This is a genomic window from Cutibacterium namnetense, from assembly GCF_001642025.1.
Taxonomy (GTDB): domain Bacteria; phylum Actinomycetota; class Actinomycetes; order Propionibacteriales; family Propionibacteriaceae; genus Cutibacterium; species Cutibacterium namnetense.
Genome location: NZ_LWHO01000002.1, coordinates 1 through 13,238 on the forward strand (window position 1 = coordinate 1; position 13,238 = coordinate 13,238).

The 13,238-nt window shown below is 60.1% G+C and carries 13 protein-coding genes and 1 pseudogene; 8 read left to right on the plus strand and 6 right to left on the minus strand.

Features of this window, described 5'->3' with window-relative positions; translation table 11 throughout:
- Positions 1-134: 134 nt before the first annotated feature.
- On the minus strand, positions 135-638 hold the full coding sequence (locus A5483_RS02795) for a GNAT family N-acetyltransferase (RefSeq protein WP_063810978.1): 504 nt from the start codon (positions 636-638) through the stop codon (positions 135-137).
- A gap of 117 nt (positions 639-755) precedes the next feature.
- Between A5483_RS02795 and A5483_RS02800 the strand changes: the two genes are divergently transcribed.
- Positions 756-1,205, plus strand: a complete 450-nt coding sequence (locus tag A5483_RS02800) for a GtrA family protein (protein ID WP_002549334.1) — start codon at positions 756-758, stop codon at positions 1,203-1,205.
- Positions 1,206-1,339: 134 nt separating this feature from the next.
- Positions 1,340-3,268 (plus strand): OPT family oligopeptide transporter, encoded by a 1,929-nt coding sequence (locus A5483_RS02805; protein ID WP_193790432.1) that lies wholly within the window; start codon positions 1,340-1,342, stop codon positions 3,266-3,268.
- 36 nt (positions 3,269-3,304) lie between these two features.
- Here A5483_RS02805 and A5483_RS02810 read toward each other — a convergent pair whose 3' ends face one another.
- Together A5483_RS02810 and msrA are read right to left on the minus strand one after the other, a co-directional pair.
- Positions 3,305-4,168 carry an aldo/keto reductase gene (locus tag A5483_RS02810; RefSeq protein WP_002549355.1) on the minus strand — a complete coding sequence of 288 codons (864 nt, stop codon included), beginning with the start codon at positions 4,166-4,168 and terminating at the stop codon, positions 3,305-3,307.
- A 123-nt stretch (positions 4,169-4,291) separates the two neighbouring features.
- Positions 4,292-4,924, minus strand: a pseudogene (gene msrA / locus A5483_RS02815) (peptide-methionine (S)-S-oxide reductase MsrA).
- Positions 4,925-5,082: 158 nt separating this feature from the next.
- On the opposite strand from msrA, the gene A5483_RS02820 reads away from it, so the two are divergent.
- Positions 5,083-6,702 (plus strand): sodium-dependent transporter, encoded by a 1,620-nt coding sequence (locus A5483_RS02820; RefSeq protein ID WP_063810980.1) that lies wholly within the window; start codon positions 5,083-5,085, stop codon positions 6,700-6,702.
- Positions 6,699-6,803, plus strand: coding sequence for a methionine/alanine import family NSS transporter small subunit (locus A5483_RS11160; protein WP_081474448.1), 105 nt, complete (start codon positions 6,699-6,701; stop codon positions 6,801-6,803). The genes A5483_RS02820 and A5483_RS11160 overlap by 4 nt, the downstream gene beginning before the upstream one ends.
- A 31-nt stretch (positions 6,804-6,834) precedes the next feature.
- Here the strand turns inward: A5483_RS11160 and A5483_RS02825 are convergent, their stop codons facing one another.
- On the minus strand, positions 6,835-7,518 hold the full coding sequence (locus tag A5483_RS02825) for a uracil-DNA glycosylase (RefSeq protein ID WP_002549436.1): 684 nt from the start codon (positions 7,516-7,518) through the stop codon (positions 6,835-6,837).
- 102 nt (positions 7,519-7,620) lie between these two features.
- On the opposite strand from A5483_RS02825, the gene A5483_RS02830 reads away from it, so the two are divergent.
- Both A5483_RS02830 and A5483_RS12595 read left to right on the plus strand, forming a co-directional pair.
- Positions 7,621-8,847: an AI-2E family transporter gene (locus A5483_RS02830; RefSeq protein ID WP_193790429.1), complete on the plus strand. Its 1,227-nt coding sequence runs from the start codon at positions 7,621-7,623 to the stop codon at positions 8,845-8,847.
- A 37-nt stretch (positions 8,848-8,884) separates the two neighbouring features.
- A complete protein-coding gene (locus A5483_RS12595) occupies positions 8,885-9,856 on the plus strand; it encodes a hypothetical protein (RefSeq protein WP_002549309.1) in 972 nt (323 codons plus the stop codon).
- A gap of 105 nt (positions 9,857-9,961) precedes the next feature.
- On the opposite strand, the gene greA is transcribed toward A5483_RS12595, so the two are convergent.
- Together greA and A5483_RS02845 are read right to left on the minus strand one after the other, a co-directional pair.
- Complete coding sequence (gene greA, locus A5483_RS02840) at positions 9,962-10,468, minus strand: transcription elongation factor GreA (RefSeq protein ID WP_002549353.1); 507 nt, start codon at positions 10,466-10,468, stop codon at positions 9,962-9,964.
- A 21-nt stretch (positions 10,469-10,489) separates the two neighbouring features.
- Entirely contained in the window at positions 10,490-10,921 is a 432-nt protein-coding gene (locus A5483_RS02845; RefSeq protein WP_063810981.1) for a DUF4307 domain-containing protein, read from the minus strand.
- A 26-nt stretch (positions 10,922-10,947) separates the two neighbouring features.
- Between A5483_RS02845 and A5483_RS02850 the strand changes: the two genes are divergently transcribed.
- On the plus strand, positions 10,948-11,139 hold the full coding sequence (locus A5483_RS02850) for a hypothetical protein (protein ID WP_002549370.1): 192 nt from the start codon (positions 10,948-10,950) through the stop codon (positions 11,137-11,139).
- A 78-nt stretch (positions 11,140-11,217) separates the two neighbouring features.
- A complete protein-coding gene (locus A5483_RS02855; protein WP_063810982.1) occupies positions 11,218-13,236 on the plus strand; it encodes a thioredoxin domain-containing protein in 2,019 nt (672 codons plus the stop codon).
- The last annotated feature ends 2 nt before the right edge of the window (positions 13,237-13,238 follow it).

A 13,238-nucleotide genomic window follows, 5' to 3' on the forward strand; every position in this document is an offset into this window, starting at 1 on the left:
TGGTGAACACACACTGGCGAGCATTCCCCCGAGAATGCCTGCCAGTGACCCCGTGTTCACCATGCCGCACACACGGGCGTATACGCGGGCACGGCCACACCCCCACAAACACCACCCACCAGCCAGAGGGGTGATCAGCGTTGCGGGGAAATAGCCGGGGTTCCCTCGACTCGTAGCATCACGAGGCGGCCATGATCGTGTGAAACTTCGATGAAGCCAGCCTGGTGACACATGGCTACAGCTCGCTCGTTGTTGGCATCAACGCTGAGACTTACAGACTTAATTCCGTTCCTACAGCAGGCGTCCAGGAGACTTGCCAGCAGGTACCCGCCGTGGCCGTGTCCACGGTGTCGAGGCGAGATAGCGATCGTCAGTTCCGGGATTCCAGGGGCAACAAATCCGTAGCCTGGGTCCGTGGCAGGTAAATTGCGGGCCCATGCGGCACCGATAGGAGCGCCGTCAGCGAGACAGATTAGCCCAACTTGGTCTGGTGTCCAGCCATCGATGTAATGCGCGATAGCGGGAGTTGTCCGACATTCCTCGACGTCGAGTGGTCCGGATACTCCACCTGCCGCATGCCTCAGGACGTGGACCATGAATGGCAGGTCTGCCAGGGTTGCGCGTCTCGTGGTCGCCATATGGTTACGTTATCGTCCGGTGACGACTGTCCTTGATGGTGCTGCCAAAATGGGTTTGTGGTAACAAGTGCGAAACGTATCAGGGCTAGAAGAGTCCCCCGGCGCTCTGCCCCTCGAGTGTTCGCGAGAGGATGCTTAACGGTTCACTCCGCTCTGCCGTTTCCACTGTCCGGCCTGCCCGTTACTTTCATCGGTTACTGCATCATCAACGGGTTGGGTTTCCTCATCGATATGAGTCTATTGGCGGTCTTCTTCCGAGGGGTAGGGCTGCCGTATCCGGTGTCGGTGTCGCTGGGATATGGGCTGTCGGCCATCTACTCATTCTTCGTGAATAGATGGCTGAACTTCCACTCTCACGGCAACCTCGGTCGTCAGGGTGGACGCTACGCGGTGACGATGGTGACGAATTACGTGTGTCTGACTCTTGGATTCTCAACGTTGCTGGAATCCCTAGGTGTTCACTTTGAGCTCGCTAGGTTCACTGCGGCTTGTGTTGAGGCTCTTTACGTCTATGTGATGTTGAGTGTCTGGGTGTTTCCGAAGTCGGGAAGACGACAATTGGCGTGACGGGCGGTGCTTTCCGTACTTTCAGACTCTGATGGTGGCATAGTGGTCAAGCCATCTTATGGAAGAAGGGGAGTATGTCTGACCTATCGAGCTCGTCAGCGCCGGCCCGACGGCCGGGGACCTCAGTACGTGAACTGACCCTCCGAGGCATCATCCTCGGCGGTCTCATGACGTTGGTCTTCACCGCGGCGAACGTTTACCTCGGGCTCAAGGTCGGTCTGACCTTCGCCACATCTATTCCGGCTGCTGTCATCTCGATGGCCGTGTTGCGCCACTTTAAGGGGCACTCGATCGAGGAAAACAACATCGTCCAAACGATTGCATCGGCAGCCGGCACCTTGTCTGCGATTATTTTCGTCCTGCCCGGTCTCATCATGGTCGGCTGGTGGACAGGATTCCCGTACTGGACCACCCTGGCCATCTGTCTAGTCGGCGGCATTCTCGGCGTCATGTACTCCATCCCGCTGCGTCGAGCCCTCGTAACCGGCTCAGATCTTCCCTACCCGGAGGGCGTCGCCGGAGCCGAGGTGCTCAAGGTGGGTGATTCCGCTGGCGCTGCCAAGGCCAACAAGGTGGGTCTGCGAGTCATCATCGTCGGTTCTCTGGTTTCTGCAGGCTATGCCCTGTTGTCCGACCTCAAGCTGGTGAAGTCGGCCCTGACCAAGCCTTTCAAGGCTGGGGATAGTAGCGGCTCGATGGTCGGCGTCAGCATGTCGATGGCTCTCATTGGTGTCGGTCACTTGGTTGGTGTTGCCGTTGCCGCGTCCATCCTCGTTGGCCTCATCATTTCTTACGGTGTGATCCTGCCATGGCGGGTGTCCGGCAAGGTCGGCAGCGATCTCGCGGTGATTCAGGACGTCTTCACTAGCGATGTTCGCTTCGTCGGTGCTGGCACCATCGGTGTCGCGTCCATCTGGACCCTCATTAAGGTCATCGGTCCCATCGCCAAGGGCATCAGCGATTCCATCCGCTCCTCCAGGACCCGCCACCAGGGCGGCGAGGTCCCGCTGACCGAGCGTGACCTGCCTGTTTCTGTTGTCTTAACTGTCGTGCTGATCTCGATGATTCCGATCGGCTTCATGCTGTGGGGATTTGCCCGCGACATGGTCGTCTCGGGGTCGATGACCGGTGTCATCATCGTCAGTTTGGCGTTCATCCTGTTGGTCGGCTTGGGTGTTGCTTCTGTGTGTGGCTACATGGCTGGTCTGATTGGTGCATCTAACAGCCCGATTTCCGGCGTTGGCATCCTGGTTGTCTTGGTGGCTGCTCTCCTTATTAAGCTCGCCTACGGTGCTGTTGGTGGCGACGAGACGGTCAAGCTGGTGGCCTACACCCTATTCACTGCATCTATCGTTTTTGGTATCGCGACGATATCGAACGACAACCTGCAGGACCTCAAGACTGGTCAGCTGGTCGGTTCGACACCGTGGAAACAGCAGATTGCGTTGGTCATCGGAGTTGTTTTTGGTTCGGCTATCATCCCGCCTGTCATGCAGCTCATGCAGAGCGCCTTTGGTTTCCAGGGCGCACCCGGCGCTGGTCCGAACGCCCTGCAAGCGCCACAGGCGACCCTTATTTCCTCGCTGGCGACTGGTGTTTTCGGTGGATCTCTCGACTGGGGGCTCATGGGGATTGGCGCCCTGGTAGGTATCGGCATCATCATCGTCGACGAGATCCTCACCCATACCACCAAGAAATTCTCCCTTCCGCCGCTGGCCGTCGGCATGGGTATGTACCTGCCGATGACCCTGTCGCTGACCATTCCGATCGGGGCCGCGCTTGGCTGGCTGTTCGACAAGTGGGCGGCCCGCACCGCCGGTGACGTCGAAGGTAAAAAGCGCACCGGAATCTTGCTGGCTACGGGCCTCATCGTCGGTGAGTCGATCTTTGGCGTCATCTACGCCGCCATGATTGCGGCCGCGGGATCCGAGGATGCCATCGCCATCGCGCCTGAGTCGTGGGACAGCGGTGCCGGGATCGTCGGCGTGATCATCTTCGCCGCTGCAATCGCCTTCCTGTATCGATGGACCAAGCGCGAAGCGAAAGAGCGCGTCGAAGCCTGACAGGCCAGAAGCGCCCGGCCTCCTGCCTCGGCGCTGTCACGGCAACTGGGCAAGCTCCTCGTCGGTCAGAGTGACGTCGACGGATTTAAGGGAGTCGAGAATTGTCTGGCAACGGTGGGACCCGGGAATCGGGATGACGTGCGGGCCCTGGCTCAGCTCCCAAGCGAGGATGACCTGTGCCCGGCTGATGCCGCGGATGTCGGCGATGCGCTGGAAGGCCGTGAACGCATCCTCGTCGAGGGGACGACGGTATCCGCCTAGCGGGCTCCACGCGACGAAAGCTAGGCCGAGTTCGCCGCATAGCTCCAGCTCCGGACGCGAAGATAAGAAGCCCGGGGAGAACTGGTTCTGCACCGCCACGAGACGATCACCGAGGATGCTGTGGGCTAGTCGAATCTGGTCAGGATTGGCATTAGAAATGCCGGCGGTACGCGCCAAGCCGTCGTCGAGGATGCCGGCCAGAGTCCTCACCATGTCCTCGTATTCGACCTTGGGGTCGGGCCGATGCAAATACAGTAAATCGATCTGGTCGGTACGCAATGCCTCAGCCGAGAGCTTCGCGTCGCGGCGCAGTCGTTCCGGCGATCCGTCAACGTCCCAGACGGCTGCTCCGGCGTCGTTGAAGCAGCGAAAATGCCCGACCTTAGTGGCCACCGAGATCGTCGAGTGGTCACCATCCCACGACGCCAAGGCATCGGCGACGAGCTTTTCGCCGTACTGCTCCTCGCCTCCCGACTCGTAATAGGCCCAAGCGGTGTCAATGTGGGTGCACCCGGCATCGAGGACATCATGGAGGACCTTGATCGCGGTGTCGCGGTCAGGACGGCCCTCAATCGACAACGGCATCGAGCCGTAGGCAATTGCTGAGGTACGGAAAGGTCCGATCTGGCGGTACTTCATACATCCCCCTTGGTAGCGGTCATATCCATGATGCTCCGGTGGCGGGGCAACCGAACCGTGCCACTCAATTGTGCTGTGACCAGGCTCCGCGACCGTAGGGCTTGGCGGGGCCACCCGTGTCGCTCACGAGTTAGCGAGACATACTCCGGTGGCGTGAACGGGGCAGTAACCGTCCGGGTTGTCTTCGAGGTACTGCTGGTGCTCGGCCTCCGCGAGGTAGAACTCGACGCCATTGGCCATGGAGATCACGGTCGTGATGGCCCCATAGCCGGCGTTGAGCAGGTTGGCTTGAAAGGAGCCCTTGGCAGTGGTGGCCGCCATGAACTGTTCGGTGGTGGTGCACCAGATTGCCGAACGGTATTGGGTGCCCACGTCATTGCCCTGGCGCATCCCCTGAGTAGGGTCGTGGTTTTCCAGGAAGACAGTGAGGATCGCCTCGGTTGAGACCTGGTCGGGGTCGTAAGTCACCCGAACGGTCTCGGCGTGTCCGGTGCGTCCCGTGCACACCTCGCGGTAGGTGGGGTTGGGGGTGAGATCGCCCATCTACCCGACGGCGGTCTGCAGCACTCCGTTGGTGTTCCAAAACAGCTTTTCGGCTCCCCAAAAACAGCCCATGGCTAGGTAGATCGTCTCTGCGCCTGGGAAGGGGCGATCGAGGCGGTCTCCAGTCACTCGGTGGAAGAACGGCATCGTCAGCACTGGGGTACGCCCCCCAGGTAGCGCATTCTCCGGTGAGATCATCTCGGCCTTATTCATGCACCTTCTCCTTACAAATGAGTTCTCTCGTATCACCGATCCAACGAATCAGACCAGCGATCCATTCCTGTCTATCTCAGTGGATGGTCCATGATCCGGTCTCCTCCCTTCAGCATGTGAGACTTTGTCACCAAAGTTCACTGCACGAAAGGATCAACATGTCTGACCCCGCGCAGTCTGGCGCAACCGTTGCAGGTGGAGGGAAAGCCGCTCGAAAGCCTCAGCGGCGTGAGAGTTTCACCGGTCGAGGTGCCTTCCTCATCGCTGCGATCGGTTCTGCGGTCGGCTTGGGCAATATCTGGAGGTTCCCTTATGTCGCCTATAGCAATGGCGGTGGAGCCTTCATCGTGCCTTATCTGGTAGCGCTGCTTACCGCTGGTATTCCGTTACTCTTCCTCGACTACGCTGTCGGGCATAAATTCCGGGGCTCTCCGCCGATGGCACTGCGCCGTCTCCACGAGCGCGCGGAAGCTATCGGTTGGTGGCAGACCCTCATCTGCTGGGTGATCGTCATCTACTACGCGGTCATCATTGCCTGGGCCATTCGCTATGTCGGGTTCTCTGTGACGAAAGCTTGGGGAAGCAACCCCGAGGGGTTTCTTACCGGCGGCTTCCTGCACGTGGCTAGCAACGTTGACGTCGAATTCCATTTCGTGTCTGAAGTGTTCTGGCCGTTGTTGCTGCTGTGGCTTTTTGTGCTCGCCATCGTGGCTACCGGCGTTGAGAAGGGCGTCACCCGGGCATCGTGGATTTTCATGCCGCTGCTCGCGGTGATGTTCATCGCTCTGGTGATCGTCGCTCTTACCCTTGACGGCGCCTCGGTTGGACTCGATGCATTGTTCACCCCGTCATGGGATGCGCTGGGCAACTATCAGGTGTGGATGGCAGCGTACGGTCAGATTTTCTTCTCCCTATCGGTGGGATTCGGAATCATGGTGACCTATGCCTCCTACCTCAAGCCGAAGTCTGACCTGACGGGATCTGGCATGGTTGTCGGATTCGCGAACTCTTCTTTCGAAATCCTGGCAGGCCTGGGCGTCTTCGCCGCCCTGGGATTCATGGCGACCGCCTCCGGTAAGCCGGTGAGCGAGGTCGCCGGTTCGGGTATCGGCCTGGCCTTCATCGCTTTCCCACAGATCATTAGCCAGGCCGGTGCCGTGGGACCGATCCTGGGGGTACTGTTCTTCGTCTCGCTGGTCTTTGCCGGCATCACCTCGATGATCAGCTTGTTCGAGGTCGTCATTGCTGCTTTCCGAGAAAAGACGGGAATGTCGCGTAAGGCTGCTAGCTGGATTATCGGTGGCGTGACGGCTACCGCGTCGATCGTGCTGTTCCCGACGACGACTGGTCTCAAATTGCTCGACGTCACCGACCACTTCATCAACAACATCGGCATCGTCGGGGTTGCCTTGCTCGCATGTTTAGTCATTTCCTGGGCATTGCGGAAGCTACCGGTGCTGCGCGACCACCTCAATGAGTATTCCTCGTTCAAGGTCAACAACGTATGGATGCTTCTGGTCAGCGTTGTCGTCCCGCTGGTCTTGCTGGGCCTGTGGATCACCGAGGTCATCACTGTCGCGAGTAAGGGATACGGCGGGATGCCCGGAGATTTCGTCGGGATCTTCGGCTGGGGAATGTCCATCCTCGTCGTTGTCCTGGCCCTAGCGCTGTCATTCATTCCGTGGCCGCACCGCTCGGCGATCCACCATGAGCTCACCCACGATGAGGAGCTGGCCCGCGAAAACTCACAGCAAACCCAGGAAGGAATCTTGTCATGAGCACTTCAGCGATCATCATGATGATCATTGCGATGGTTACGGTGTGGGGTGGGCTAGCCGTGTCGGCTATCTCGCTTTTCCGTCAGCCGGAACAGGACTGACGTGAAAACTCGATGTCAGGGGCCGGGCCGATCAGTGGGTCGACAAGTCCCAATTGATGGGGTCGGCCTCTTGCTGTACGAGTAGCTCATTCGTGCGGCTGAAAGGTCGAGATCCGAAGAAACCGTACCGTGCTGACATGGGGGAGGGGTGCGAGGACTTCACGATAGGAACTTTGTTCAGCATGGGCTCTAGAGACTGGGCATCGCGTCCCCATAGGATCGCAACCAGCGGACCACCGCGAGCCACCAAAGCCTCGATCGCCGTTTGAGTGACCTCCTCCCATCCCTTGCCTCGATGGGATGCGGGCCGCCCCGGCTGAACGGTTAGACACCTGTTGAGAAGCAGCACACCTTGCTCAAACCAGCCGGTGAGATCACCGTGCTCACATGGGGCAATATCGAGATCTGACTGCAACTCGGCATAGATGTTTTGCAAAGACCGCGGCAGTGGCCGGACATCCCGCTCCACTGAAAAACTTAAACCCACCGGATGCCCGGGTGTCGGGTAGGGATCCTGGCCGACGATAAGTACGCGGACATCGGCCATCGGGCGGGAAAAAGCACGCAGAATACGGTCACCATGGGGTAAAAAACCTCTCCCGGCAGCCGTCTCCGCTCGCAGGAAGTCGCCCATCTCGTGGATTCGGGGTTCCACCCCTGTCAATGCCTCTGCCCAGTCGGGGGCGACGAGTTCGGCAAGGGGACGAGCAACCACGGTGACCTCCAAAGAATGCATGCGGATGACATGTATGACGCTACCCTGAGATCACGCCTTCGGGGGGCCCGCAGCCCCATCACACTATTCCGGAAGGAACCCATGAAGCTCTTTAGCGAGGGTAGGAAGACCCCCACGTCGTCACCGGCATCCTCGCATGCCGAAGTCACGGATGAGACGGCCGGCGTTACCTCCACTTCCGACGCCGCTAACGTAGCTCGCCGGCCCGCCGCGGCTCCCGTCGAAGACGTTCCCAACGGCATGCGTACCGCTGCCGGATGGTGCTGGCGGATGATCGTCATTGCGGTCTTCATCTATGGTCTCTACCAAGTGCTCCACGCGGCTTCTGAGGTGTCCGTGCCAGTCGCGGTGGCGCTTATGCTCACTGCCGCCATGTGGCCACTAGCAAATTGGTTGTCGCGGCATCACATCCATCGCGGGATCGCGTCGGGAATTTGCTTATTACTCCTCATCATTCTTGTGGGCGGAGTGTTCACCCTCGTCGGGGCTCAGATCGCCTTGCAGTGGCGTGAGTTGGGTAACCAAAGTGTCGCTAGCTTCAAGCAGGCTCTGCAATGGCTGTCCCAGAGCCCTCTGCACACCAACAAGGCTCAGCTCACTGCCCTCATGCACAAGGCGGAGACAGCCGTGGCCGGTTCCCAAGGGCGCATCGCCGCGACTGCCGCTGCTGCCGGCTCCCAGATCGGGCGGTTCGGTGCCGGTCTCGTGATGGCGCTGTTTGCCACGTTCTTCTTCGTCTATGAAGGCGATAAATTGGCCGAGAAATCGGCGGTTCTGATCCCACGGGAGCATCGCGCCAAAATCCTCGACGCTGCGAAGCGCGGCTGGGTTGCACTGGTTGCCTATGTGCGCGCTGCGGTCATTGTCGCATTTGTCGACGGTCTGGGTGCCGGAATCGGAGCCGCCATTATCGGGTCGTCAATGTCAGTGGCGATTGGTGCCCTGACATTCATCTTGGCCTTCGTCCCCATCGTCGGTGCGTTGACGGCCGGTGTTGTCGCCGTCGGCGTGGTGTTGGTGACGCTCGGTTTCTTCAAGGCTTTCATCATGCTCATCGTCTTCGTGGCCGTCATGCAGATTGAGGGACACGTTCTGCAGCCCTTCCTTTTGGGTAAAGCCGTCTCCATTCACCCCCTCATCGTGCTGCTCGGTATTGCCGTCGGCGCCATCATCTCCGGTATCGTGGGCGCTCTGTTCGCCATCCCGATCGTTGCCTTTGGCGTAGCTTTCATCAAGGCGCTGAACCCTGAGACTCCAGCGGGCGAGGTACCACCAAGCCACGATGACCTGGCTGCTGAGCACGCGTGAGCATTGACCGGTTGGACTTCCCCGTAAAGTTGATGCCATGAGCGCTGACATCTCCGCCATCCTTGAGGACCTTGCTGCCGGGAGGATCGATACTGCCGAGGCGAACCGCCGTATCGCTGCTGCTGGGCAAGACCAACCGGCGTCTGGGGCGACGAACGGCCCGGGCCCTCGGCACGGGGCTTGTGAGGATGAGGCTTCCCAGGCTGATAGCGGTTCGGTGGGGGGATTCACAATTCCCCCAGAGGCCAAGGAAGGGCTTCGGTCCGCATGGCGAGTCGTGTCCGGAATGGCTGAGAGCGTCGGGGAAACGGTCGCCTCAACGGTGTCGTCCGGGCCACGCCGAGCCAGTGGAGGCAACGATCCGGAGAGAAGTGTTGACGTGGCAACGGATCTGGACCGCGTACGCGTCAACTGCAGCGGGCGTCGAATCCGGCTCGTCGGAGATCGATCCATTGCAGGTCTGCAGATTGAGGGCAGACACACCCGGCGACGTATTGGACGGGTCGTTGAGGTCGCGATCGACGGACATCTGGCGCCGGACCTCGGCGTCCTCAAGAGATTCCGCCTCCCGACCGATATGGACGGGGTCAAAGATTTGGGCCTCGGTCGTGAGGTGACGGTCCGGGTGCATCCTGATCTTCCTGTCGACATCGAGCTATCCGGTGGTTCACTGCGTGCCAGCGAGGTTGAGAGGTTCGGTCGGGTGCGTGTTACTGCCGGTGTTACTGAGATCGACGGAGTGCATCAGATCGAGGATGGGCTCTTCCAAGCGGGAAATGGCAGCATCACCGGGTGTATCGATACTGGTCGCTCCCAGATCCGCGTCGAGTCGGGCAACCTCAGTATCAAGCTGGCGGGCGGTTCTAACGTGTCAGTGCGAGGCAAGGCACAGACCGGCGTAATCTCCTGGCCCGACGGCGGAGAAGTCGACGAATATGTCATGGGCAACGGATCCGCCCGTCTTGACGTTACCTGCCTGGTCGGGCGGATCGCCGTCCGCGCGATGTGAAATAGCGATGGCAGGCACAACATTTATGAGAGCGAGGCGCTATGCGCCCCGCTCTCATAACGATTAACGATGTTGTACGGCAATGCGTGTGACGTTTAGTGAGCGTCACTCCTCGAACGGCTCGACCTCAAGGATCGTCACCTTAATCGTTTTACCATTGGGAGCTTTGTATTCGGTCGACTCGCCCTTCGAATGGCCCATGATGGCACCGCCGAGGGGAGACTGCGGCGAATAGACGGAGACGTCGACGGAATCATCAAGGCCCATTACCTGACGCGATCCCAACAGGAAAGTGTCGGTGTCGGACTCGTCGTCGAAATAGCAAACCGTCACCTTAGAACCTGGCACGACCTCATCGGGGGAGGACGGAGCCTCGCCCACTTCAGCGTTACGCAGCATCTGCTCGAGTTGACGGATACGGGCTTCGGCCTGCCCCTGCTCCTCACGGGCAGCGTGATAGCCACCGTTCTCAGAGAGATCCCCCTCCGAACGGGCGTCGGCAATCTTGTTGGCAATGGCGGTGCGGCCGTCGCCCTTGAGGTACTCAAGCTCCTGGGTGAGCTTATCGAAGGCCTCTTGGGTTAGCCACACAGTGTCTTCAGACTCAGGCATCTATTCATCTTACCGCGAGTGTCACCTGATCGGTCCACACTTTTCTAATTCGGCGGTGACAGCCCGCGAGAAGGTCTTAACGCTGGTGTGGATTGTTTCATCCTGTGACGAGCTCGCCGGGAATGTCACCGTCGTCTCCCCAACGCGTACATGGTCAGCTGCGGTTGCGACCAACGTGCAGGAGCCTGTGACCGATGGGTCAGGACGCTGCAGATTGATGGTGACGTCGACGCGCGAATCAGATACCGCGTGGTAGCCGTGCAAGCTCGCTCGGATCGGCTGTTCGGCGTGATGAAGTCCGGTCCACACCGTCCATCCGATAAGGATTATCGCCAATACGATGGTGAAGATGACCCAGGGCGCTCGGTGAGGCTTGGGATAGCGGTTCGCAATGCGCTCGCGGGCCTCGTCAGTGAGGGAGCGATCATGGCTTGGGGTTGGCACGTGGCCCATTGTGCCCTAGGGCATAGGCTGTGAGCATGACAGTTTTTGCGGCCCAACTTGTAAGTACCGGCCTCGCTAACTTTCTGTGCTGCCTCGTTCTGGCTGTCTTCGGCATCGTTGCGTGGATTAGCATTCGTCGCAACATTCGCGGTATTGACTTTGACGAGGTCCCCTGTGGCCCGGCTCTCAAGGAGGATCACGGCAAAGACGCGAATCGTGACATGTGAGTACTCAATCGGCTGGGCTGCGTTCGGGCCAACCCGCTCAGTGGCCGAGGACGGGGTTGTCCTCGTAGGCTGACTGCCATGCCGAACCATCTTGGCGAGTCCGCTAGCCCGTATCTCATCCAGCACGCCGCGAATCCTGTCGATTGGTTCCCTTGGGGAGAGGAAGCGTTCGACGTGGCACGCCGTCGGGATGTGCCCGTTATGGTTTCGGTGGGCTATTCGAGCTGCCATTGGTGCCATGTCATGGCACTAGAATCCTTCAGTGACCCTGAGGTGGCCGAGGTCATCAACGCCAACGTCGTCTCCGTCAAGGTCGATCGCGAGGAGCGGCCCGAGGTTGATGCGGCGCTGATGCAGGTGACCTTGGCGATGACTGGGCAGGGCGGGTGGCCCAACACTGTGTTCCTGACTCCTGAGGGCAAGCCATTCTTCGCCGGCACCTACTTTCCGCCGATGCGCCGTGGCGGGTTGCCGGGATTCGTTGAGCTCGTGGAAGCCCTCGGCGAGGCATGGCGTGAGCGTCGCGACGAAGTGGTGTCTTCTGCGGAGGCGATTGTCGAGCACCTGCGGCCCGTTGAGGAGGCCCCCGAGGCTGCCCGCCCGATCGCTGGGGAGCTCATTGAAGCCGTCGGAGCTGACTATGACATCGTTCATGGCGGCTTTGGGGGGCCGACGAAGTTTCCCAATGCGACGCTGCTAGATGCTCTGCTTGTTAAGGGTGACCCGACGAGCCTCGACATGGCTCAGAACACCTGCGAGCACCTGGTCCGCGGCGGCATTTTCGATCAGGTCGGTGGCGGATTCCACCGCTACTCCACCGATTCGCAATGGGTGGTGCCGCACTTCGAGAAAATGCTCTATGACAACGCTCTGCTGCTGGCAACGATGGCCCGTTGCTGGCGTCGCACCGCCGACCACGATCCCGATAGGCGCGATCTGTATTCCCACGCCGCTCGTCGCACCGTCGCATGGCTCAACCGGGAGATGCGACTGCCCAATGGTTTGTATGCTGCCGGCTTGGACGCCGATTCCGACGATGCCGCTGGACACACCCGCGAGGGCATTTACTACTTGTGGAATCAGGATCTGATTACCGACGCATTGGGATCCGACGAAGCCGAATGGTTGCGCCCCCTTGTGCATCTCGAGCCTTTTAGCGACAACGATTTGGGCACTGTGCAGCTGCGCGGACGCGTCGAGTGGGAGCGCATTAACGCCGACATGGACACCCTGCTAGAGGCGCGGAGCCGTCGCAGTGCCCCGGCTCGTGACGAGAAGGCGATTACAGCCTGGAACGCCATGCTTATTGACGGCCTCGTCGAGGCCGGCATGGTCCTGCGCGAATGGTCATGGGTGAAGCAGGCCCATGAGCTCGCTGACTCGTTGTGGAGGGCACATTGGAATGACGGCATGCTGCTGCGGACCTCTTTCCACGATCGTCCGGGAGCTCCGGCGGTGTGTGAGGACTACGCCTGGATTGCGCTGTCTTTTGCTGGCTTGGCTGGGGCGACGGGGGAGTCGGTATGGCTGGACCGTGCCGTCAAGGTCCTTGATGAGGCAGTGGCCCGGTTTAGCGCCGCCGACGGCAGTTTCCTTGACGTCGAGGAGGATTCATCCCTGCTGACGGTGACCGCTCACACATTGACTGACGATGCCTGTCCCAGCCCGACTGCCGTCATGGTGATGGCTCTGCGCAGGGTGGGTCTCATGGCCGAGCGTGCCGACTTCGTCGAGCGTGCCGACAAGGCCTCCGCGGCCCTGCTGCCGGTGGTGACGGCAACGCCGCGCTTCTCCGGTTGGGCCCTGGCAGACTTCCTCACTGCTGACGAGGCTCGTCGTGGTCTCAAGCCGGCTGGAGTCGTTATCGCGGAGACGACCGACGAGCCGAGTGACCTGGCCGCTGCAGCGTGGCGGATGGCTCCGGCAGGGTCGGCGATCATGCGTCGGGTTCACGACGATTCTGGGTTTGGCACCTGGTTCAACGAGCGCGCCCCGCGTGATGATCGGCCGACCTGTTGGGTATGCCGTGGCACGGTGTGCTTCGAGCCGGTAACCGACTACCTGGATCTCAAGGAACCGCTGTGGCGGCGGGTCTGAGA

Coding starts and splice junctions, on each gene's coding strand:
- A5483_RS02795 (WP_063810978.1), bottom strand. CDS start 638: ATGGCGACCACGAGACGCGCAACCCTGGCAGACCTGCCATTCATGGTC.
- A5483_RS02810 (WP_002549355.1), bottom strand. CDS start 4,168: ATGAAGTACCGCCAGATCGGACCTTTCCGTACCTCAGCAATTGCCTAC.
- A5483_RS02820 (WP_063810980.1), top strand. CDS start 5,083: ATGTCTGACCCCGCGCAGTCTGGCGCAACCGTTGCAGGTGGAGGGAAA.
- A5483_RS11160 (WP_081474448.1), top strand. CDS start 6,699: ATGAGCACTTCAGCGATCATCATGATGATCATTGCGATGGTTACGGTG.
- A5483_RS02830 (WP_193790429.1), top strand. CDS start 7,621: ATGAAGCTCTTTAGCGAGGGTAGGAAGACCCCCACGTCGTCACCGGCA.
- A5483_RS12595 (WP_002549309.1), top strand. CDS start 8,885: ATGAGCGCTGACATCTCCGCCATCCTTGAGGACCTTGCTGCCGGGAGG.
- greA (WP_002549353.1), bottom strand. CDS start 10,468: ATGCCTGAGTCTGAAGACACTGTGTGGCTAACCCAAGAGGCCTTCGAT.
- A5483_RS02845 (WP_063810981.1), bottom strand. CDS start 10,921: ATGGGCCACGTGCCAACCCCAAGCCATGATCGCTCCCTCACTGACGAG.
- A5483_RS02850 (WP_002549370.1), top strand. CDS start 10,948: ATGACAGTTTTTGCGGCCCAACTTGTAAGTACCGGCCTCGCTAACTTT.
- A5483_RS02855 (WP_063810982.1), top strand. CDS start 11,218: ATGCCGAACCATCTTGGCGAGTCCGCTAGCCCGTATCTCATCCAGCAC.